General features: G+C 65.8%; 17 protein-coding genes. 14 read left to right on the forward strand and 3 right to left on the reverse strand.

Going from position 1 to position 20,916, the window contains the following annotated elements:
- Positions 1 to 71: 71 nt before the first annotated feature.
- From ACFFJ6_RS24140 to ACFFJ6_RS24165, 6 genes are all read left to right on the forward strand, one after another.
- Complete coding sequence (locus ACFFJ6_RS24140) at positions 72 to 1,397, forward strand: ABC transporter substrate-binding protein (RefSeq protein ID WP_378392732.1); 1,326 nt, start codon at positions 72 to 74, stop codon at positions 1,395 to 1,397.
- Positions 1,398 to 1,610: 213 nt separating this feature from the next.
- Positions 1,611 to 2,564 carry a carbohydrate ABC transporter permease gene (locus ACFFJ6_RS24145; protein WP_378392734.1) on the forward strand — a complete coding sequence of 318 codons (954 nt, stop codon included), beginning with the start codon at positions 1,611 to 1,613 and terminating at the stop codon, positions 2,562 to 2,564.
- On the forward strand, positions 2,557 to 3,480 hold the full coding sequence (locus tag ACFFJ6_RS24150; protein ID WP_378392736.1) for a carbohydrate ABC transporter permease: 924 nt from the start codon (positions 2,557 to 2,559) through the stop codon (positions 3,478 to 3,480). The genes ACFFJ6_RS24145 and ACFFJ6_RS24150 overlap by 8 nt, the downstream gene beginning before the upstream one ends.
- Before the next feature lie 173 nt (positions 3,481 to 3,653).
- Positions 3,654 to 4,640, forward strand: a complete 987-nt coding sequence (gene denD, locus ACFFJ6_RS24155) for a D-erythronate dehydrogenase (protein WP_378392738.1) — start codon at positions 3,654 to 3,656, stop codon at positions 4,638 to 4,640.
- Between the two features lie 216 nt (positions 4,641 to 4,856).
- Positions 4,857 to 6,026: an acetyl-CoA acetyltransferase gene (locus ACFFJ6_RS24160; protein WP_378392740.1), complete on the forward strand. Its 1,170-nt coding sequence runs from the start codon at positions 4,857 to 4,859 to the stop codon at positions 6,024 to 6,026.
- A 21-nt stretch (positions 6,027 to 6,047) separates the two neighbouring features.
- Positions 6,048 to 7,574, forward strand: coding sequence for an AMP-binding protein (locus ACFFJ6_RS24165; protein WP_378392742.1), 1,527 nt, complete (start codon positions 6,048 to 6,050; stop codon positions 7,572 to 7,574).
- A gap of 159 nt (positions 7,575 to 7,733) precedes the next feature.
- Here the strand turns inward: ACFFJ6_RS24165 and ACFFJ6_RS24170 are convergent, their stop codons facing one another.
- Positions 7,734 to 8,624, reverse strand: coding sequence for a hotdog family protein (locus ACFFJ6_RS24170; protein ID WP_378392744.1), 891 nt, complete (start codon positions 8,622 to 8,624; stop codon positions 7,734 to 7,736).
- A gap of 229 nt (positions 8,625 to 8,853) precedes the next feature.
- Here ACFFJ6_RS24170 and ACFFJ6_RS24175 point away from each other — a divergent pair, with 229 nt between their 5' ends.
- The 5 genes from ACFFJ6_RS24175 to ACFFJ6_RS24195 all read left to right on the forward strand — a co-directional run bounded on the left by ACFFJ6_RS24175 (position 8,854) and on the right by ACFFJ6_RS24195 (position 15,435).
- Positions 8,854 to 10,062, forward strand: a complete 1,209-nt coding sequence (locus ACFFJ6_RS24175; RefSeq protein WP_378392746.1) for a CaiB/BaiF CoA transferase family protein — start codon at positions 8,854 to 8,856, stop codon at positions 10,060 to 10,062.
- 371 nt (positions 10,063 to 10,433) lie between these two features.
- Positions 10,434 to 11,570, forward strand: coding sequence for a thiolase family protein (locus ACFFJ6_RS24180; protein ID WP_378392748.1), 1,137 nt, complete (start codon positions 10,434 to 10,436; stop codon positions 11,568 to 11,570).
- Complete coding sequence (locus tag ACFFJ6_RS24185) at positions 11,567 to 11,932, forward strand: Zn-ribbon domain-containing OB-fold protein (protein ID WP_378392750.1); 366 nt, start codon at positions 11,567 to 11,569, stop codon at positions 11,930 to 11,932. The genes ACFFJ6_RS24180 and ACFFJ6_RS24185 overlap by 4 nt, the downstream gene beginning before the upstream one ends.
- Positions 11,929 to 14,034, forward strand: a complete 2,106-nt coding sequence (locus ACFFJ6_RS24190) for an acetate--CoA ligase family protein (protein ID WP_378392752.1) — start codon at positions 11,929 to 11,931, stop codon at positions 14,032 to 14,034. Before ACFFJ6_RS24185 ends, ACFFJ6_RS24190 begins: the two co-directional genes overlap by 4 nt.
- Positions 14,035 to 14,475: 441 nt before the next feature.
- Positions 14,476 to 15,435 carry an IclR family transcriptional regulator gene (locus ACFFJ6_RS24195; protein ID WP_378392754.1) on the forward strand — a complete coding sequence of 320 codons (960 nt, stop codon included), beginning with the start codon at positions 14,476 to 14,478 and terminating at the stop codon, positions 15,433 to 15,435.
- Positions 15,436 to 15,567: 132 nt separating this feature from the next.
- Here the strand turns inward: ACFFJ6_RS24195 and ACFFJ6_RS24200 are convergent, their stop codons facing one another.
- Together ACFFJ6_RS24200 and ACFFJ6_RS24205 are read right to left on the reverse strand one after the other, a co-directional pair.
- Positions 15,568 to 16,851, reverse strand: a complete 1,284-nt coding sequence (locus tag ACFFJ6_RS24200; protein ID WP_378392756.1) for an MFS transporter — start codon at positions 16,849 to 16,851, stop codon at positions 15,568 to 15,570.
- A gap of 114 nt (positions 16,852 to 16,965) precedes the next feature.
- A complete protein-coding gene (locus tag ACFFJ6_RS24205; protein WP_378392758.1) occupies positions 16,966 to 17,736 on the reverse strand; it encodes an enoyl-CoA hydratase in 771 nt (256 codons plus the stop codon).
- 136 nt (positions 17,737 to 17,872) lie between these two features.
- Between ACFFJ6_RS24205 and ACFFJ6_RS24210 the strand changes: the two genes are divergently transcribed.
- The 3 genes from ACFFJ6_RS24210 to ACFFJ6_RS24220 all read left to right on the forward strand — a co-directional run bounded on the left by ACFFJ6_RS24210 (position 17,873) and on the right by ACFFJ6_RS24220 (position 20,904).
- A complete protein-coding gene (locus tag ACFFJ6_RS24210) occupies positions 17,873 to 18,442 on the forward strand; it encodes a PaaI family thioesterase (protein ID WP_378392760.1) in 570 nt (189 codons plus the stop codon).
- Positions 18,443 to 18,546: 104 nt separating this feature from the next.
- On the forward strand, positions 18,547 to 19,245 hold the full coding sequence (locus ACFFJ6_RS24215) for a TetR/AcrR family transcriptional regulator (RefSeq protein ID WP_378392762.1): 699 nt from the start codon (positions 18,547 to 18,549) through the stop codon (positions 19,243 to 19,245).
- A 162-nt stretch (positions 19,246 to 19,407) separates the two neighbouring features.
- On the forward strand, positions 19,408 to 20,904 hold the full coding sequence (locus ACFFJ6_RS24220; RefSeq protein WP_378392764.1) for a CoA-acylating methylmalonate-semialdehyde dehydrogenase: 1,497 nt from the start codon (positions 19,408 to 19,410) through the stop codon (positions 20,902 to 20,904).
- Positions 20,905 to 20,916 lie beyond the last annotated feature (12 nt).

Consider the following 20,916-nt stretch of genomic DNA (forward strand, 5'->3'; position numbering starts at 1 on the left):
CAGCAAGAGTCCGACTTTCGAAGCCGACCCAATCAATACCAATCAAGCAAGACAGAGGGAGTTAACGAACGATGACTGATTTCGGATTCGATCGACGCTCGTTGCTGAAGGGTGGTGCGACGATGCTCGCCGCGGCGGCGACGATGTCCGCCGATCAATTGCTGGGGTATGCGAAAGCGTGGGCGCAGGCGTCGCCGTGGAAGCCGGAGCCGGGCGCCAAGATCAATCTGCTGCGCTGGAAGCGCTTCGTCGAAGCCGAAGACGCCGCCTTCATGAAGATCGTGGATGCGTTCCAGAAGGCCAACAACGTCACCATCAACGTTTCCAACGAATCCTACGACGACATCCAGCCGAAGGCCTCGGTCGCCGCCAACACCGGGCAGGGGCTCGACATGGTATGGGGCCTGTATTCGCTGCCGTTCCTGTTTCCGAGCAAGTGCACCGACGTCACCGACGTCGCCGATTATCTCGCCAAGAAGTGCGGCGGCTGGGCCGACTCCGGCAAGACCTACGGCATGTACAACGGCAAGTGGATCGGCATCCCGGTCGCGGCGACCGGCGCGCTGATCAATTACCGCGTCGCGGCCGCCGAGAAGGCCGGCCACAAGGAGTTTCCGAAGGACCTCGGCGGCTTCGCCGATCTGGTGAAGGGCCTCAACAAGAACGGCACGCCGGCCGGCATGGCGCTCGGCCACGCCTCGGGCGACGCCAACACCTGGCTGTACTGGGCTCTGTGGTCGCACGGCGGCAACCTTATCGACAAGGACAACAAGGTCGTCATCAACTCGCCGGAGACCGCCAAGTCGCTGGAATACGTCAAGGGCCTGTACGACAACTTCATCCCCGGCACCGCGTCGTGGAACGACGCCTCGAACAACAAGGCGTTCCTGGCGGGCCAGCTCTATCTCACGGTCAACGGCATCTCGGTCTATGTCACGGCGAAGAAGGAGAACAAGCAGATCGCCGAGGACATGAACCACGCGCATCTGCCGGTCGGCACCGACGGCAAGAGCCGCGAACTGCATCTTGGCTTCCCGATCCTGATCTTCAACTTCACCAAGTTCCCGCAGACGTGCAAGGCGTTTACCGCCTTCATGATGGAGCCGGAGCAGTTCAATCCGTGGGTCGAGGCGGCGCAGGGCTATCTGTCGCCGTTCCTCAACGACTACGAGAAGAACCCGATGTGGACCGCCGATCCGAAGAACACGCCGTATCGCGACGTCGCCAAGACCGCGATGTCGCCGGCCGGCCTCGGCCAAATGGGCGAGAACGCGGCGGCGGCGATCGCCGACTTCGTCGTCGTCGACATGTTCGCCAACTACTGCACCGGCCGCGAAGACGTGAAGACCGCGATGAGCAGTGCCGAACGCGCCGCGAAGCGGATCTTCAGGTCGTGAGGTGTTGAGACCGGGAGGCCGGCGTACTCGTCGGCCTCCCGCTTAGACCGAGATGACTGCCTCTCTTTTGTCATTCCGGGTCGCGCGCAGCGCGAGCCCCGAATCCATAACCACCGCCGGGAGTATGGATTCCGGGCCCACGCCAAGAGGCGCGTCCCGGAATGACGAAAGAGGAGGCCGAAAGTAACGGCTGCGATCGGCGATGGAGTTTGAATGAGCACCCTCGATACATCGGCGGCCATCCGAGCGAGCTCAGGCCCCTCCGCCTGGCAGCGGCTCAAGACCAACCGCAATTTCGTCGCGCTGTGGTTCATGATGCCGGCGGCTGCGTTCCTGATCCTGTTCCTCGCCTATCCGCTGTTCCTTGGCGTGTGGATGAGCTTCACCGACGCGCGGATCGGGCGCGACGGTGTGTTCGTCGGCGTCGAAAACTATCAATGGCTGTGGGACGACAGCATCTTCTGGCTGTCGGTGTTCAACACCATCCTGTACACGGCCGTCGCCAGCGCCATCAAATTCGCGGTCGGTCTGTATCTCGCGCTGCTGCTCAACCGCCACATGCCGTTCAAGGCGATCATCCGCGCCGCGGTGCTCGTGCCGTTCATCGTGCCGACGGTGCTGTCGGCGATTGCGTTCTGGTGGATCTACGACTCGCAGTTCTCGATCATCTCGTGGTCGCTGATCAAGCTCGGGCTGATCGACCACAACATCAACTTCCTCGGCGACACGACCTGGGCCCGCGCCTCGGTGATCTTCGCCAATATCTGGCGCGGCGTGCCGTTCGTGGCGATCACGCTGCTGGCCGGGCTGCAGACGGTGTCGCCGTCGCTGTACGAGGCCGCGACGCTGGACGGCGCCACCAGCTGGCAGCGTTTCCGCTATATCACCTATCCGCTGCTGACGCCGATCATCGCAGTGGTGATGACGTTCTCGGTGCTGTTCACCTTCACCGACTTCCAACTGATCTGGGCGCTGACCCGCGGCGGCCCGGTCAATGCCACGCATCTGATGGCGACTCTGAGCTATCAGCGCGGCATTCTGTCGGGCCGGCTCGGCGAGGGCGCCGCGATCGCCACCGCGATGATCCCGTTCCTGCTCGCGGCGATCGCCATCTCCTGGTTCGGCATGCAGCGCCGCAAGTGGCAGCAAGGATCGGATAATGACTGAGACCACCGCCTCCGATCCGCGCCTCGCCGTCAAGGCTGCGACCGTCGCCAAGGACGACGACAGCGAGGGCATGAGCTACCTGGAGTCGCTGCCGCGACGGCTGGGGACGCTGTATCTGCCGCTCGCGATCATCATCGTGATCCTGCTGTTCCCGTTCTACTGGATGGCGCTGACGTCGATCAAACCCGACGAGCAGCTCATCGACATGGAGACCTACAACCCGTTCTGGGTGGTCAAGCCGACGCTGAAACACATCTCCAAACTGCTGTTCGAGACCCAATATCCGCGCTGGCTGTGGAACACGATGTACGTCGCCGCCGCCTCGACGGTGCTGTCGATCTTCGCCAGCGTGCTCGCCGCCTATGCGATCGTACGGCTGCGCTTCCGCGGCGCCGACAGCGTCGGCGGCGCGATCTTTCTGGCCTATCTGGTGCCGCCGTCGATCCTGTTCATTCCGCTGGCCTCGGTGATCCAGGCCTACGGCCTGTTCGACTCGCCGCTGTCGCTGATCCTGGTGTATCCAACGCTGCTGATCCCGTTCTCGACCTGGCTGCTGATGGGCTACTTCAAGACCATCCCGTTCGAGCTCGAGGAATGCGCGCTGATCGATGGCGCCTCGCGTTGGCAGATCCTCACTAAGATCATCGTGCCGCTGGCGGTGCCGGGGCTGATCTCGGCGTTCATCTTCTCGTTCACGCTGTGCTGGAACGAATTCATCTACGCGCTAACTTTCCTGCAATCGACGCCAAACAAAACCGTGCCAGTCGCGATCGTCAACGAGTTCGTCGACGGCGACATCTACAAATGGGGCTCGCTGATGGCCGGCGCCCTGGTCGGCTCGCTGCCGCTGGTGATCCTCTACGCGTTCTTCGTCGAGCACTATGTGTCGGCGATGACTGGGGCGGTGAAGGAATAGACGTCATCATCGCCACTTGACTTCCAACTACATCCAAGTTCGTCATTCCGGGGCGCGCGAAGCGCGAGCCCGGAATCCATAACCACTGCGGGGAGTATGGATTCCGGGCCTGGCCGCGAGCCGGCTGCGCCGCCTCACGTCCATCCCGGAATGACAAAAGATAGGGGATCACCTTGCACATTCTCATCCTCGGCGCCGCCGGCATGGTCGGGCGCAAACTCACCGATCGGCTGCTCGCCGATGGCCGTCTCGGAAACCGCGACATCACGCGGATGACGCTCCAGGACGTCGTTGCGCCGGCGCGGCCGCCGCATGCCTCGATTGCGATGTCGGTGGTGACCAGCGATCTCGCCGAGCCGGGGCAGGCAGCCGCGCTGGTGGCGCATCGACCGGACGTCATCTTTCACCTCGCGGCCATCGTCTCGGGCGAAGCCGAGGCGGATTTCGACAAGGGCTACCGCATCAATCTCGACGGCACCAAGCACCTGATCGACGCGATCCGTGCCGAGGGCGACAGCTACATGCCGCGGCTGGTGTTCACCTCGTCGATCGCGGTGTTCGGCGCGCCGTTCCCGGACAAAATCGGCGACGAATTCCTGTCGACGCCGCTGACCAGCTACGGCACGCAGAAGGCGATCTGCGAATTGCTGATCGCCGACTACACGCGCAAGGGCTTTCTCGACGGCATCGGCATCCGCCTGCCGACGATCTGCGTCCGCCCCGGCAAGCCGAACAAGGCCGCCTCCGGCTTCTTCTCCAACATCATCCGCGAGCCGCTCAGCGGCCACGAGGCGGTGCTGCCCGTCGGCGACGATGTGATGCACTGGCACGCCTCGCCACGCTCCGCCGTCGGCTTCCTGATTCACGCCGGCACGATGGACACGGCGGCGATGGGACCGCGCCGCAACCTGTCGATGCCGGGGCTCGCTGCCACCGTCGGCGAGCAGATCGCCGCGCTGGAGCGCGTCGCCGGCAAGGGGGTGGTCGATCGCATCAGGCGCGAACCCGATCCGACGATTATCGGCATCGTCTCCGGCTGGCCGCGCAATTTCTCGACAGACCGCGCGCTCAGCCTCGGCTTCACCACGGCTGAGAGGACTTTCGACGACATCATCCGCATCCACATCGAGGACGAACTCGGCGGCAACTTCGTCGCCTGAGCACGTCTGCGCCGCCGTCATTGCGGGGAGCGCAGCGACGAAGCAATCCAGCGCAGTGCACGGAGGTGGATTGCTTCGCTTTCGGCTCGCAATGACGGGAGGAGGCGGCGGTCATTCCGAGGCGAATACCCGGTGTGCACGGCGGCGGGGGATGCTTTTGGCTGACGGCCGTCCTATATTCCGCGCCAAACAGCAACCTGATCGAGGAGAAACGCCATGACCGCCAGCATCGTCGGATGGGCTCATATGCCGTTCGGCAAGTTCGACGCCGAGACCGTCGAGAGCATGATCGTCCGCGTCGCCAATGAGGCGATCGCCGATGCCGGCATTGCGGCGTCGGATGTCGACGAAATCGTGCTTGGGCATTTCAATGCCGGCTTCTCGCCGCAGGACTTCACGGCCTCCCTGGTGCTGCAAGCCGATCCGGCGCTGCGCTTCAAGCCGGCCACGCGCGTCGAGAACGCCTGCGCCACCGGTTCCGCCGCCGTCCATCAGGGCATCCGGGCCATCGAGTCGGGCGCCGCCAAGGTGGTGCTGGTGGTCGGCGTCGAGCAGATGACGCGGACGCCGGGTCCGGAGATCGGCAAGAACCTGCTGCGTGCCTCGTATCTGCCGGAAGACGGCGAGACGCCCGCGGGCTTCGCCGGCGTGTTCGGCATCATCGCGCAGAAGTATTTCCAGAAATACGGCGACCAGTCCGACGCGCTGGCGATGATCGCCGCCAAGAACCACCACAACGGCGTGTCCAATCCCTATGCGCAGATGCGCAAGGATTTCGGCTTCGAGTTCTGCCGCGCCGAGGGCGAGAAGAACCCGTTCGTCGCCGGTCCGTTGAAGCGCACCGATTGCTCGCTGGTCTCCGACGGCGCCGCGGCGCTGGTGCTGACCTCGGCCGAGAACGCCAAGGCGATGGGCAAGGCGGTCAACATCCGCGCCCGCGCCCATGCGCAGGACTTCCTGCCGATGTCCAAGCGCGACATCCTCCAGTTCGAAGGCTGCACCGTGGCTTGGCAGCGTGCGCTCGCTGACGCCGGCGTTACGCTCGACGATCTTTCCTTCGTCGAGACGCACGACTGCTTCACCATCGCCGAGCTGATCGAATACGAAGCGATGGGGCTGACGCCGAAGGGGCAGGGGGCGCGCGCCATCAAGGAAGGCTGGACCCAGAAGGACGGCAAGCTGCCGATCAATCCGTCCGGCGGCCTCAAGGCCAAGGGCCATCCGATCGGCGCCACCGGCGTGTCGATGCACGTGCTGACGGCGATGCAGCTGCTCGGCCAGGCGCCGGAGGGGATGCAGATCAAGGACGCCAAGCTCGGCGGCATTTTCAACATGGGCGGCGCCGCGGTCGCCAACTTCGTCTCGGTGCTCGAGCCGGCGAAGTAAGCACCCGGGCGGGACGCGCGGATGAACCTCGCAAACTGGCTCGCCGCCGGCGCCCGGCTTCGGCCGAGCGCGCCCGCGCTGCTCACCGGCACGCGGATCGACGCCGACTACGCGACGTTCGCGGCGCGGGCGGCCTCGTTCGCGGGGACGCTGGCGCGCGACTACGGCATTGCGCCCGGCGACCGCGTCGCGCTGTTCGCACACAATTGCACGGCCTATCTCGAAGCGCTGTACGGCATCTGGTGGGCCGGTGCCGTCGCGATTCCGATCAACGCCAAGCTGCACGGCAAGGAAGCGGCGTGGATCTGCAGCAACGCGCAAGCCAAGCTGGCGCTGATCTGCGACGACACGGCTGACACGTTCAACGAGGCGTCGTGCGATCTGCCGCGCGCCATGGCGACGCTGGCGATCGACAGCGATGGTTACGATCGCGCGCGCAGCGGCGAGGGCGCCAAAGTGCCGGTCGCACGCGAGAACAATGACCTCGCCTGGCTGTTCTACACCTCCGGCACCACCGGGCGGCCGAAAGGCGTGATGCTCAGCCACGGCAATTTGGTGGCGATGTCGCTGTGCTACCTCGCCGACGTCGATGCGGTGACGCCGGATGATGCCGCGCTCTACGCCGCACCGATCTCGCACGGCGCCGGGCTCTACAACATGATCCATGTCCGCTTCGGCGCGCGCCACGTCGTGCCGCAATCCGGCGGCTTCGATCCGGACGAGGTGCTCGATCTCGGCAAGCAGCTCGGCAACGTCGCGATGTTCGCGGCGCCGACCATGGTCAAGCGTCTGGTCGAGGCCGCCAAACGCCGCGGCGAGAACGGCGAGGGCCTGCGCACGATCGTTTATGGCGGCGGCCCGATGTATTTGGCCGACATTCGCGAAGCGCTCAGCGTGATGGGGCAGCGCTTCGTGCAGATCTACGGCCAGGGCGAGTCGCCGATGACGATCACCTCGCTGAAGCGGGAGCGCCACGCGGACACCAGCCATCCTCGCTATCTCGACCGGTTGGCCTCCGTCGGCACCGCGCAGAGCGTGGTGTCGGTGCGCATCACGGGCGCCGATGGCAAGGAATTGCCGGCCGGCGAGACCGGCGAGATCGAGGTCAAGGGCGCCACCGTGATGCTCGGCTATTGGGACAATCCGGCCGCCAATGCCGAGACGCTCAATGACGGCTGGCTGCGCACCGGCGACGTCGGCCGGCTCGACGATGATGGCTTTCTGACGCTGTCGGATCGGTCCAAAGATGTGATCATCTCCGGCGGCACCAACATCTATCCGCGCGAAGTCGAAGAGGCGCTTCTGACGCATCCGGCCGTGCGCGAAGTCTCTGCGATCGGCGTCGCAGATCCGGAATGGGGCGAGAACGTCGTCGCCTGCGTCGTGCTGGCCGAAGGCGCCGCGGCCGACGACGCCGCGCTCGACGCGCATTGCCAGAGCGTCATCGCCCGCTTCAAACGCCCGAAGCGCTACGTGTATTTGGACGCGTTGCCGAAGAACAATTACGGCAAGGTGCTGAAGACCGAGCTGCGCAAGATGGTGAAGTAATTCGGCAGAGCTTCCGATCGGTCCGTCATGGCCGGGCTCGTCGCGGCCATCCACGTCTTCGAACCGCTGCGACTGCAAAGACGTGGATGCCCGGGACACGGCCGGGCATGACGGGTGAATGGCTTAGTAAAGCGCAGCCGCCGAGGAGGCGGACGTAACTCAAACCGCTCCCGTCAGCCGCCCGACCATAGCCGGCCGTTCGTCGCCATCGACCCACAGCGCGAAAGTGTCGCCATCGGCCGCGTGCGCCTGCCGCAGCGTCACGGAGCGGTCGTAGTAGACCGGGCCTTTGAGCCAAAGGTCGAGCTGCTGCGGGGCCTGGGTCGGAGTGAGGTGGCCGAGGCATTCCGCGGCGATCCGCTGCGGATGGGTCGAGGCGGCGGCGAAACCGGCGCGGCGCGCATAGGCGTCGAGCTGGTGTAGCGGATTGCAGTCGCCGGTCAGCCGCGCCCAGCGCAGCCGCTCACCGCCGTGGACGCGCCAGTGTGCGACCGGCTGCAGCGCTGCGTCGACCGTCGGCGACGCGAACGCCGCGCCTTCGGCTGCACCGTGCGCAAACAGCGGCCCGAAGCGGTCGCGATAGTAGAACGTGGTGATGCTTTCCCACGGGCAGTCGTCGTCCTGCAGGAGCTGGGCATGGACATCGAGTTCGATGCCTTTGTCGTGCACGCGCCAGGCGATCGCCCGCACGATCAGATCGGACGGGTAGGCGACCTTGACGGCGCCATTGCGGATCAGCCGGTTCCGGAGCTGCAGCGCCTGCCAGATCGGCAGCGGCCAATCCGGATGCATCAGCATTGCCAGAGTCAGGCGGAAGCCGGTGACGTGTGGCGCGAGCAGCAGCAGCCGTTCGGTGGTGGCGTCGTCGTCGCGGCCGGCGAGCCGTTGCAGGACGCGCAGCAATTCCTGGCTGATCTGATAGTCACGCCAGATGAAGCTGAAGGTCGGGAAGCCCTCGTGGCCATTCCATCCGGCTGACGGCCATAGTGCGCCGAGCCCCATCGCCGGCAGTGATGGGCGCTTCACATAGGTCTTATGATGCGTCGTCATCGGCGGTCATCGCCCCGTTTCAAGATCGTGGGGTTGCGCGTTTGCGGGCAGTGGAGCGTTCCGCCGACATGCGGTCAATGAGCCTGCGCAACGATTCCGTCGCGCGGAACATCGCTGCGCCTGCCGTGACGGCAGAGCCCCATGTCGGAGCCATGCTTGATCTTCGCGATCCCGCCACGCTACAGGGGAACGATGGGCGCCGCCGAGAGCGCCGCGGACGGGAGCGTCGATGGGGCCACTTGCAGGCGTGAAGATCGTCGACATGACGTCGGTGCTGATGGGGCCTTACGCCACCCAGATGCTCGGCGATTACGGCGCCGACGTGATCAAGATCGAGTCGCCCGAAGGCGACGTGACGCGGCAGATCGGCCCAACGCGCCACCCCGGCATGGGGCCGGTGTTTCTCAACGCCAACCGCAACAAGCGCAGCATCTGTCTCGATCTCAAACACGCGTCAGGTCGTGATGCCGCGCTCCGGCTGATCGCGGGAGCGGACGTGCTGGTTTACAACGTCCGGCCGCAGGCGATGGCGCGGCTGCGGCTTGGCTATGACGATGTCGCGCCGATCAATCCTCGGCTGATCTATGCCGGCGTGTTCGGCTTCGGCCAGGATGGTCCCTACGCGGCGAAGCCGGCCTACGACGATCTCATTCAAGGGGCCACAGCGCTGCCGGCTCTCAACGCGCGGGTCGGCGACGGCACGCCGCGCTACGTGCCGAATGCGCTGGTCGACCGCATCGTCGGGCTCACCGCGGTCGGCGCGATCTGCGCCTCGCTGGTTCACCGCGATCGCACCGGCAAGGGCCAACGTCTCGACATCCCGATGTTCGAGACGATGGCCAGTTTTGTCATGGGCGATCACATGGGTGGACTGACGTACGATCCGCCGCTCGATCGCGGCGGCTATGCGCGGCATCTGTCGCCGGACCGGCGGCCTTACCAGACCGCCGACGGCTACATCTGCGCGATGGTCTACAACGACAAGCAGTGGCTGAGCTTCCTGCGTGCGGTCGGCCGCGACGATCTGCTTGCCGACGAGCGCTACACCAGCTTCGCCCGCCGCGCCGTCAACATCGACGTGGTCTATGCCGAGCTGGCGAGGATCTTCCTGACGCGCACGACGGACGAATGGACGGCGCTGCTCGACGCCGCCGACGTGCCGGCGATGCGGATGCACGATCTCGAAAGCATCCTCGACGACCCGCATCTGGTCGCGACTGATTTCTTTCCCGTCGTCTCGCATCCGACCGAAGGTCCGATCCGGGACATGAAAGTCTCGGCGACCTGGTCGGACACCAAGGTCGAACGCCAGCGCTTCGCGCCGCGTCTCGGCGAGCAGGGCGCGGAGGTGCTACGCGAGGCGGGCTATAGTGCCAGCGATATCGCGGAGCTGGTGGGATGCGGGGCGCTGAAGATGCCGGTGGCAGGGAAAGCGTGAGCGGGTACGATGCGCGCTGGTGACAACTCCAATCGCTTCGAGCAATTTGTAGCACGGCGCCTCTTCTCCCTCTCCCGCTTGCGGGAGAGGGGTGGGTTGAGGGCTCTTGCTACAGGCTCAGCGCCCGCGGCCCCCCACCCCCAACTCCTCCTCGCAAGGGGGAGGGGAGCGCGCTGTGCTCGGCGCGGTGTTCATCACCTCTATGGGCATCAGCCTCTCGTTCGTCATTCTGGGGCGCCGCGGAGTGGCGAGCCTGGAATCCATAACCACCGTCCTGGAGTATGGATACCGGGCCCGCGCCAAGAGGCGCGTCCCGGAATGACGTTGATAGTCTGTGCTCTCTCGCGAGCGCCGAAGCGGGAGCTCATCCGATGAGCTACATCACCGGCGTCGGCCTGACGCGGTTCGGCAAGATCGACGGTTCGACCACGCTCAGCCTGATGCGCGACGCGGCGGAGGCGGCGATTGCGGACGCCGAGCTGACACGCGGCGACATCGACGGGCTGCTGTGCGGCTATTCGACCACGATGCCGCACATCATGCTGGCGACGGTGTTCGCCGAGCATTTCGGCATCCGGCCGAGCTACTGCCACGCCGTGCAGGTCGGCGGCGCCACCGGCATGGCCATGGCGATGCTGGCGCATCAGCTCGTCGAGAGCGGCGCCGCGAAGAATATTCTGGTCGTTGGCGGCGAGAACAGGCTCAGCGGACAGAGCCGCGACGCCTCGGTGCAAGCGTTGGCGCAGGTGGGGCATCCGCTCTACGAAGTGCCGCTCGGGCCGACCATTCCGGCCTATTACGGGCTGGTCGCTTCGCGCTACATGCATGACCACGGCGTCACCGAGGAGGATCTCGCCGAATTGGCCGTGCTGATGCGCGCCCATGCGGTGACCCATCCGGGCGCGCAGTTTCGCGAGCCGATCAGCATCGCCGAGGTGATGGCGTCGAAGATGATCGCGTCGCCGCTGAAGCTGCTCGATTGCTGTCCGGTGTCGGACGGCGGCGCCGCGCTGGTGATCAGCCGCGGGCCGACCACGGCGCATCGCGTCAAGGTGCGCGGCTGCGGTCAGGCGCATACGCATCAGCATGTCACCGCGATGCCGGCGGATGGTCCATCCGGTGCCGAGCAGTCGATCGCGCGCGCCAAGGCGGCGAGCGGCGTTGCAGTCGCCGACGTGAAGTATGCGGCGGTCTACGACAGCTTCACCATCACGCTGCTGATGCTGCTGGAAGACCTCGGCCTTGCGCCGCGCGGCGAGGCGGCAGCACGGGCGCGCGACGGATACTTTTCGAAATCCGGCGCGATGCCGCTCAACACCCATGGCGGGCTGCTCAGTTACGGCCACTGCGGCGTCGGGGGCGCGATGGCGCATCTGGTCGAAACCCACCTGCAGATGACCGGCCGCGCCGGCGATCGGCAGGTGCGCGACGCCTCGCTGGCGCTGCTGCACGGCGACGGCGGCGTGTTGTCGTCGCACGTCAGCATGGTTCTGGAGCGCGAGCGATGAGCGAGCCGGCGACGACCGACTGGACCGCGGGCGAGGAGTCCATCAGCTATCAGCGCTGTACCGGCTGCGGTGCCGTGCAATACTTCCGCCGCGACTTTTGCGCAGCTTGCGGCAGCAATGATCTGGCCACCCTGCGCGCCAGCGGCGAGGGCACCGTGTATGCCGCGACGCTGGTGCACCGCGCTGCGACCGCCGAAGCGCGCGAGTACGTGCCGTTCAAGATCGTTCTGGTCGATACCGCCGAGGGATTCCGCATGATGGCGCATGGCGCCAACGACCTCGTCATCGGCGACCGGGTGACGGCGCGGTACGCGCGCTTCACCGGCCGTCTCGTTCCGTATTTCGAAAGGACTTCTGCATGAGCCGTCTGCGCGCCGCCCTCGATCCGAAGTCGATCGCCATTATCGGCGCCTCGGATAATCCCAACAAGGTCGGCGGCCGGCCGGTGCACTTCCTCGGCAAGTTCGGCTTCAAGGGCAAGATCTACCCGATCAATCCCACGCGCCCGGAAATTCAGGGCCACAAGAGCTACGCGTCGCTGCAGGATCTGCCGGAGGCGCCCGAGATGGTGATCGTCGCGGTGGCGGGCGACAACGCGATCGCCGCGGTGGAGGACTGTGCCGCCGCAGGTGTGAAGGTCGCCGTGGTGATGGCGTCGGGCTTCGGTGAAGTCGACCAGATCGCCGGCAAGGCCAAGGAGCGCCGCATGGTCGAGGCGGCGCGCAAAGCCGGCATGCGCATCGTCGGCCCGAACTCTCAGGGCCTGGCCAATTTCGGCACGGGCGCGATCGCGTCGTTCTCGACGATGTTCGTCGAGATGGAGCCCGCTGCGGCTAACGCCAAGGGCCACGTCGCGATGCTGAGCCAGTCCGGCGCGCTGTCGACCGTGCCGGTCGGTTTCCTGCGCCAGAGGGGCATCGCGGTACGTCATACCCACGCCACCGGCAATGACTCCGACATCACCGTCGGCGAGCTCGCCTGCGCGGTTGCCGAAGACCCGGAAGTGAAGCTGATGCTGCTCTATCTCGAGAGCATCCCGGACAAGGCCTATCTCGAGGAGCTGGCGGCGATCGCGCTGGATCGCGATCTGCCGATCATCGCGCTGAAGTCGGGCCGAACTGAAGCCGGCAAGGCGGCGGCGCAATCGCACACGGGCGCGCTCGCCAATGAGGATCGCGTGGTCGATGCGTTCTTCGAGCACCACGGCATCTGGCGCGCGCCGGACATGCGCGGCCTCGTCGAAGCCACCGAGCTGTATCTGAAGGGCTGGAAGCCGCAGGGGCGGCGGCTGGTGGCGATCAGTAACTCAGGCGCGGTGTGCGTGCTGACTGCCGACGCGGCCACGCAGGTCGGTATGCCGATGGCGAAGCTCGCGTCCGAGACCGATGCCAAGCTGAAGAGCATTCTGCCGGGCTTTGCGACCACGACCAATCCGATCGACCTCACCGCGGCGCTGCTCTCCAACAGTGCGCTGTTCGGCGACATTCTGCCGGTGATCGCCAAAGACCCGGCCGCCGACGCTTTCCTGATCGGTGTTCCTGTGGCCGGGCCCGGCTACGACGTCCCGGCGTTCTCGCGCGACACGGCGGCGTTCGCCGAGCAGACCGGCAAGCCGGTGGTGGTGGCAGCGACGCAGCCCAGCGTCGCGCAGGTCTTCGCTGCCAATGGCACGTCGGTGTTTCCGACCGAGGTCGAGGCAGTCAGCGCGCTGCATCAGTTCCTGGCGCACCATGAGCTGATGTTCAGGGCTCGTTCGCGGCGGGCGACGCGGCCGCCGAGTGAGGCGCTGATCACGCCGCGCGCGGAAACGTTGATGCTCAACGAAGCCGACAGTCTGGCGCTGCTGTCGTCGCGCGGCGTTCCGGTGGTGCCGCATCGTCTCTGCCTGTCGCGGAGCGAAGCGGTTGCGGCCTTCACTCTGATCGATGGCCCGGTTGTGGTGAAGGGCTGTTCGGCCGACATCGCGCACAAATCCGAGCTCGGTCTCGTCCGGCTCGGCGTGACCTCGGCCGATGCGACCGGTGCTATCTACACTGAGATGGAGCAGATCATCGCCAAGGCCGGCGCGCGCTTCGATGGCGTGATCGTCGCCGCGATGGCCGGCGGCCGCCGCGAGATGATGATCGGCGCGCATCGCGATCCGGTATTCGGTCCGGTCGTCGTCATCGGCGACGGCGGCAAGTATGTCGAAGTGTTTCGCGATACCAAACTGCTGTTGCCGCCGTTCGCGGCTGCCGACGTTCATGATGCGCTGAAAGGGCTGCGAATTGCTCCGTTGTTCGCAGGGGCGCATGGCGAGCCGCCGATGGATGTCGACGCATTCGTCGAGGCTGTCGTTCGCGTTGGTGAGATCATGCGCGACGAGTCCGCGGGCGTGGTGAGTATCGATCTCAATCCGGTGATGCTGGGAAGTGCCGGCGAGGGATGCGTCGTCGTCGATGCGGTGGTCTTTCACGGCGCCTAATCGGAACTTCATGCGGCATTAGGTCGCCGATGCATTCGGCTGGTGGTCATCGTCCACACGCCCTCGCTGCGAATCGTCGCGGACGCGGGCCCCGATGAGTACGTGAGGTTTCGAGCGTCTTGCGATTTGCAGCTAAGCCGCAATCAAAACCGCAGATGATCGCGACCGGCCGGTAACTGGTCTCAATCCAGGATAGCAAATCCGGATCGCTCGCGTGCTTTCGGGCGTGCATTGGCGGTAATCGGGGAAAATCTTGTGCCGAGTAGTCGCGCGCAGGGCTGCAATGCCGACGTGTTGGTGTTGTGGACACCGCGAGCGTGATGTAGCGTTGTCACCAAGTGGAATAATGTTCCGCACAGCGAAATAAGAAATGTGCGTCGTTCGGTTGTGAACGCTTCCGCACGACGCATTGGGCACCAAGAACCAAGCGAGAAGAAGAAAATGGGACGACGCTCGGAGCGACTTTGCAAACGAGGACAGGGTGATATCGCCGGTGAAGGCGATGTGATTCAGGTGGTGTCGCGCGCGTTCGACGTGCTGCGCTGCTTCGAAGGCGCGGATACGCGGCTCGGCAACCTCGAAATTTCCAACCGCTGCGGGCTGCCGCGCTCGACGGTGTCGCGGCTGACCCACACGCTGACGCGGATGGGACAGCTCGTCTATCTGCCGCGCGATCAGAAGTACCGGATCGGACCCAGCGCGGTCGCGATGAGCACCGCGATGATGCGCGGGCTGCAACTCCGCAACCTGATCCGCACGCGCCTGCAGGAAGTCGCCGATCAGATCCCCGGCACGGTGGGTTTCCTGATCCCGGATCGCTTCCACCTCGTGTACTTCGAATATGCCCGCGCGGCGCATACGCTCGGTCTTCATTCGACCACCGGCAGCCGCATCGCGATGTCGCGCAGCGCCGGCGGTCACGCTTACCTCGCGGCGCTGGAGCCCGAGGCTGCCAACGCGTTCCTGACCGAGATCGAGCGCGATGAGCCTGAGCAGGCGCCGCTGCTGCGCGAGCGTCTCGAGGCTAGCCGGACGATGCTGCGCGAGCGCGGCTATGTGATCTCCTGCGGGGCGTTCAGCCCGCACGTCAACGGCATCGCGGTGCCGATGTGGTCGCCGCAGTATCAGACCCATGTTGTGCTGAATATCGGCCTGCTGGGCGCGATGTATGACGAGCAGCGGATCCACGACGAGGTCGCGCCGGTGCTGCTGCGCTTGAAGGACGTGATCGACACGCTGGTTCAGAACGCCGAGAGCGGACTGGTCGCTGTCGGCCAGGGCTCGGCGAAGCGGGCTCGCCCGGACAGCAGCAAGAGCTTGCAGGCGGCGCGCCGCCCGGCGCCCACGCATAGCCTGGCGATGTCCGACGTGCGTCGCCGGCAGGGCCACGTGCCGGGCTGATTGGGGGCAAGCCGGCGTCCGCGCCGGCAGCTTTCTTTCAACACGAGCCGTTCGCGTGGCTGACCAATAACCCAGAAGCAAAACCAATCCCTGAGCAGCAACGCTGCTCGGGGATCTTTTTACGCGAGGTAACTACGCGGCCGCCGGGCGCGGGTGCTTGGCGATCGTCAGCACGATCGCCGCCGCGATGATGCAGAGCACGCCCGCCGCGAAGAACGCCGGCAGATAGCTCAGCAGCACGGTGCGGGACAGGCCGGCGCCAAACGACGCGGTGGCGGCGCCGAGCTGGTGGCCGGCAAAAATCCAGCCGAACACCAGACCGGCGCGCTCCGCGCCGAATTTCTGCGCAGTCAGCCGCACCGTGGGCGGCACAGTCGCGATCCAGTCGAGGCCGTAGAACACCGCGAACAGCGACAGCCCGTAGAACGTGAAGTCGCTGTAGGGCAGGAACAGCAGCGAGAGACCGCGCAGCCCGTAGTACCAGAACAGCAGCCAGCGATTGTCGTAGCGGTCGGACAGCCAGCCAGACAGGATGGTGCCGACGAAATCGAAGATGCCCATCGCGGCGAGCAGGCCCGCAGCCTGCACCTGCGGAATGCCGAAATCGGCGCACAGCGGGATCAGGTGAACCTGGATCAGTCCGTTGGTCGATGCACCGCAGATGAAGAAGGTCGCGAACAGGATCCAGAACACGCGCGTCTTCGCCGCGTCGCGCAGCGCGCCGAGGGCGGCCGCCATGATCGGGGCGTTGGTCGGGGGAGGCGGCGGCAGCGGCTCGCTGCCGGTGTCGCCGAACGGCCGCAGCCCGACATCGCTCGGCCGATCGCGCATCATCAACATCACGCCCAGGGCTGCCACGCCGAGCCCGGCGCAGAGCAGCAACAAGGCGATGCGCCAGCCGAAACGCTCGGTGAGCGCCGCCAGCATCGGCAGGAACACGAGCTGCCCGGTCGCGACGCTGGCGGTGAGGATGCCGACCACGAGGCCGCGGCGATGGTTGAACCAGCGCGCCGCGACCGTGGCGCCGAGCACCATCGCGGTGAGGCCGGTGCCGATGCCGACCGCGACGCCCCACAGCACGACAAGCTGCCAGACCTGCGTCATCGCGACCGAGCCGATCAGGCTCAGCGCGATGATCACTTGCCCGGCGATCGTGACGTTGCGCAGTCCGTAACGGTTCATCAGCGCGGCGGCGAACGGCGCCATCAGGCCGAACAGGATGAAGCGGATCGACAGTGCCGAGGAGATCTCCGCGGTGGTCCAGCCGAATTCCTGTTGCAGCGGAACGATGAACACGCCCGGCGCGCCGACCGCACCGGCAGAGACCAGCGCGGTGAGGAATGTCACGGCGACCATCACCCAGCCGTAATGGATATCGCGGCGGGCGAGGGCGGAGGAGAGCCAGGTCGAGATCATGCGGCGTTTCCTGATGCGGCGAGCGCCGGGCGGCATCGCGCTTGGTGGTATGATGGTGATCATATAAAATGCCCCGGCGTTTGCAAGCTGCCGCGGCGCAATATGCCGTGATTGTCAGCGTTTGCGGTCGAGAAACTCGCCCATCAGCCGCTGCGGTTCGCCGGTGAGATAGGCCTGCCCGAAGACGCCGACCGAGTGCGCCACCGCCTCGCCGAGCGGCATGTCGTGCCACGCGGCGAGCAGCGCCTTCTGGGACCGCAACGCCTGCGGGCCGCAGGCGAGCAGGGATGAGACGAGGCCTTCGATTGCGGCGTCGAGCTCCGCTGGCGGCGCGATCTTGTCGATCAGTCCCCAGGCCAGCGCCGTCGGTGCATCGATGGTGTCGGCCGTCATCAGCAGCCTGCGGGTGCGGCTCCATCCGATCAGCCGCGGCAGCAGCGCGGCATGAATCACCGAGGGAATGCCGACGCGCACCTCGGGCATTGCAAACTTCGCGTCGTCGGTGGCGATGCGGAAGTCGCAGGCGGCTGCAAATTCCAGCCCGCCGCCGAGGCACCAGCCCGGAATGCGGGCGATCACCGGGCAGGGCACAGTGCGGACGGTTTCGCAAAGGTTGCCGAGGCCGGTGATGAAGCGCTCGGCGGACGCCTGATCGAGCCTCGCCATTTCCTTGATGTCGGCCCCGCCGATCATGCTGCGCCCGCTCTGCCCGGCGATAATCAGGACGCGGAGCGTGTCGTCGGCGGCAAGCTGCTGCAGTCCTTCGCGGACCGCGTCGATCACGGTCGTGTTGAGGATGTTGAGCGGACCGGCGTTGCAGATCGTCAGCGTGGCAACGCCGCGGGAGTCGCGGTCGAGGCCGCAATGGGAGTTCAGCATCTGCATGGAGGACTCGCAAACAGGGGCAGGACGTGCGCCATCATGGCCGGTAATCGGGACGGCCTGTCAAGCGTCGCTCGGGAGCCCTTGTCGGCGCACCGCTGATCGTAATATGATATACATCATGTAAAAGGAGCGTGCGATGAGCCTGCTGGACGAGCCGGGATCCCTCGAATTGTTTGCCCCGTCGCGGCGGCGCAGCCGCACGGTCGACTGGCAGGAGCCCGGCCCGGTCGCGCGGGCCAGCATGGCGATGCCGGGCATCGAGGTGATGTATGCGATCCGCGACGGCCGTCTGCCGCCGCCGCCGTTGGCGCGCCTGATCGGTTTCCGAATGGCCGAGGTTGAGCCGGGCCGGATCGTGATGCAGCTCGACCCCGAGCAAAGCCTGGAGAACACCGTTGGTCTGCTGCACGGCGCAGTGGCCGCGGCGCTGCTCGACACGGCCATGGGGTGTGCAATTTCGACCGAGCTGCCCGCCGGGAAGGGCTCGGTCACTATGGACCTGAAGCTGACCTATCTCCGCCCGCTTTCGGTGCGTTCCGGCACGATCAGTGCGGAAGGACGGGTGGTGAAGCTCGGTCGGCAATCCAGTTATACCGAAGGCTTCGTGTATGACGGCGCCGGCAAGCTGGCGGTGCACGCCACCGCGACCTTCGCAATGATCGGCGACGGGCCGTCGCCGGACCGGGCACCTCCGCGAGAGTCCTGAGGGCGTCGAAACTTGCAGCGGAGCGCGACGTTCGATGGCATAATATGATCCCGGACATATATTGTTCCGGGTATCTATCATCCGAGACACGGCACGGAGCGCAGATGCGCTATTCCAAGGAACACAAACTCGAAACCCACGCCCGCATTGTGCAGAAGGCGTCGGTGCGGCTACGCGAGAAGGGCGCGCACGGCGTCGGCGTCGCCGACCTGATGAAGGAAGCCGGCCTGACCCACGGCGGCTTCTACGCGCATTTCGCCTCGCGCGAACAATTGCTGATCGAAGCCTTCGCGTATGCGATGGATCGCTCCACTGATCGCTGGCGCAAGTTGGCGGCCGATACGCCGCGCGAGCAGCGACTGGCGTTGATCGTCGATAATTATCTGTCGGCGACCCATCGCGACGATCCGGGGCGCGGCTGCGCCGTGCCGGCGCTCGGCGCCGAGATCGCCCGCGAGAGTCCGAAGACCCGCAAAGCCTTCGCCGCCAAGCTCGACGAGATGATCGACGCGATCGCGTCCGAATATGTCGAAGCCCCCCCCAAAACGGCGCGCAAGCAGGCGATGGCGACGCTCGCCACTCTCATGGGCACGCTGCTGCTGGCCCGCATCGCTGGCACTGGGGAACTGTCGGACACGATTCTGCAGGCAGGCCGCGAGGCCGTACTCGGCAGAGCCGATGCGGCGAAGCCCCCGGCGAAACGGAGCGGAGCGGGACGATCCGCGGCAAAATCGCCGGACAAGGCCGCCGCGAAATCCGCCGGCGCGGTCAGGCCGAGGTCCAGGCCCGCCGCACAGGACTGACGCGCGATCGCAACTTGCCTGAGCGCCCGCGGTGTCGGCGGTGGCGTTATGCCGCTTGCCGCTGTGTCGTCATTTTGGCGTGGCTCGCCCGCGCGCAGGCTCTTCCCAAAGCTCCAAAAAGGCTGTTCAAGGGGGACAGAAAACACCCTTCAGGAGGAATGGATGCGCACGATCGGGCACTTCATCGGCGGCAAGGAAGTCGAGGGCAAGTCGGGACGGTTCGCCGACGTGTTCGAGCCGATGACCGGCGAGGTCAAGGCGAAGGTCGCTCTCGCCACCAAAGCCGAGCTGCGCGCTGCCGTCGAGAACGCCAAGGCCGCGCAGCCCGAATGGGGCGCAACCAACCCGCAGCGCCGCGCTCGCGTGCTGATGAAGTTCCTCGAACTGGTGCAGCGCGACTACGACAAGCTCGCCGAGCTGCTCGCCCGTGAACACGGCAAGACCATTCCGGACGCCAAGGGCGACATCCAGCGTGGCCTCGAAGTCGCCGAATTCGCCTGCGGCATTCCGCACCTGATGAAGGGCGAATACACCGAGGGCGCGGGCCCCGGCATCGACATCTATTCGATGCGTCAGCCGCTCGGCGTCGTGGCCGGCATCACGCCGTTCAACTTCCCGGCGATGATCCCGATGTGGAAGTTCGCGCCGGCCATCGCCTGCGGCAACGCCTTCATCCTCAAGCCGTCGGAGCGTGACCCCGGTGTGCCGATGGCGCTGGCGGCGCTGATGCTCGAAGCCGGGCTGCCGCCGGGCATCCTCAACGTCGTCAACGGCGACAAGGAGTCGGTCGACGCCATTCTTGACGATCCGGATATCAAGGCGGTGGGCTTCGTCGGCTCCTCGCCGATCGCGCAGTACATCTACGAGCGCGCGGCGCAGACCGGCAAGCGGGCGCAGTGCTTCGGCGGCGCCAAGAACCACGCCATCATCATGCCTGACGCCGATATCGATCAGACCGTCGACGCGCTGATCGGCGCCGGCTATGGCTCGGCCGGCGAGCGCTGCATGGCGATCTCGGTTGCGGTGCCGGTCGGCAAGGCGACTGCCGACAAGCTGATGGAAAAGCTGATCCCGCGGGTTGAGAGCCTGAAGATCGGTCCGTCGACCGATCCGACCGCCGATTACGGCCCGCTGGTGACGAAGGAAGCGCTGGAGCGCGTCAAGAACTACGTCGAGATCGGCGTCCAGGAAGGCGCGACGCTGGCGGTCGACGGCCGCGGCTTCAAGATGCAGGGCTACGAGAACGGCTTCTACATGGGCGGCTGTCTGTTCGACAATGTCACCAAGGACATGCGGATCTACAAGGAAGAGATCTTTGGTCCGGTGCTGAGCGTCGTCCGCGCCCACGACTATGCCGAAGCGCTGGCGCTGCCGTCCGACCACGACTACGGCAACGGCGTCGCGATCTTCACCCGCGACGGCGATGCGGCGCGCGACTTCGCCGCCAAGGTCAATGTCGGCATGGTCGGCATCAACGTGCCGATCCCGGTGCCGATCGCATACTACACCTTCGGCGGCTGGAAGAAGTCCGGCTTCGGCGATCTCAACCAGCACGGCCCGGACTCGGTGCGGTTCTACACCAAGACCAAGACCGTCACGTCGCGCTGGCCCTCGGGCGTCAAGGAGGGCGCGGAGTTCTCGATTCCGCTGATGAAGTAAGCGTCGGCTGCC

This window comes from Rhodopseudomonas telluris (assembly GCF_042432815.1).
In the GTDB taxonomy this organism is placed as follows: Bacteria; Pseudomonadota; Alphaproteobacteria; order Rhizobiales; family Xanthobacteraceae; genus Rhodopseudomonas; species Rhodopseudomonas telluris.

Excerpts from the sequence above, each read along its gene's own strand:
- ACFFJ6_RS24140 (WP_378392732.1), top strand. The coding sequence starts at position 72 with ATGACTGATTTCGGATTCGATCGACGCTCGTTGCTGAAGGGTGGTGCG.
- ACFFJ6_RS24145 (WP_378392734.1), top strand. The coding sequence starts at position 1,611 with ATGAGCACCCTCGATACATCGGCGGCCATCCGAGCGAGCTCAGGCCCC.
- ACFFJ6_RS24150 (WP_378392736.1), top strand. The coding sequence starts at position 2,557 with ATGACTGAGACCACCGCCTCCGATCCGCGCCTCGCCGTCAAGGCTGCG.
- ACFFJ6_RS24160 (WP_378392740.1), top strand. The coding sequence starts at position 4,857 with ATGACCGCCAGCATCGTCGGATGGGCTCATATGCCGTTCGGCAAGTTC.
- ACFFJ6_RS24165 (WP_378392742.1), top strand. The coding sequence starts at position 6,048 with ATGAACCTCGCAAACTGGCTCGCCGCCGGCGCCCGGCTTCGGCCGAGC.
- ACFFJ6_RS24170 (WP_378392744.1), bottom strand. The coding sequence starts at position 8,624 with ATGACGACGCATCATAAGACCTATGTGAAGCGCCCATCACTGCCGGCG.
- ACFFJ6_RS24175 (WP_378392746.1), top strand. The coding sequence starts at position 8,854 with ATGGGGCCACTTGCAGGCGTGAAGATCGTCGACATGACGTCGGTGCTG.
- ACFFJ6_RS24180 (WP_378392748.1), top strand. The coding sequence starts at position 10,434 with ATGAGCTACATCACCGGCGTCGGCCTGACGCGGTTCGGCAAGATCGAC.
- ACFFJ6_RS24185 (WP_378392750.1), top strand. The coding sequence starts at position 11,567 with ATGAGCGAGCCGGCGACGACCGACTGGACCGCGGGCGAGGAGTCCATC.
- ACFFJ6_RS24190 (WP_378392752.1), top strand. The coding sequence starts at position 11,929 with ATGAGCCGTCTGCGCGCCGCCCTCGATCCGAAGTCGATCGCCATTATC.
- ACFFJ6_RS24195 (WP_378392754.1), top strand. The coding sequence starts at position 14,476 with ATGGGACGACGCTCGGAGCGACTTTGCAAACGAGGACAGGGTGATATC.
- ACFFJ6_RS24200 (WP_378392756.1), bottom strand. The coding sequence starts at position 16,851 with ATGATCTCGACCTGGCTCTCCTCCGCCCTCGCCCGCCGCGATATCCAT.
- ACFFJ6_RS24205 (WP_378392758.1), bottom strand. The coding sequence starts at position 17,736 with ATGCAGATGCTGAACTCCCATTGCGGCCTCGACCGCGACTCCCGCGGC.
- ACFFJ6_RS24210 (WP_378392760.1), top strand. The coding sequence starts at position 17,873 with ATGAGCCTGCTGGACGAGCCGGGATCCCTCGAATTGTTTGCCCCGTCG.
- ACFFJ6_RS24215 (WP_378392762.1), top strand. The coding sequence starts at position 18,547 with ATGCGCTATTCCAAGGAACACAAACTCGAAACCCACGCCCGCATTGTG.
- ACFFJ6_RS24220 (WP_378392764.1), top strand. The coding sequence starts at position 19,408 with ATGCGCACGATCGGGCACTTCATCGGCGGCAAGGAAGTCGAGGGCAAG.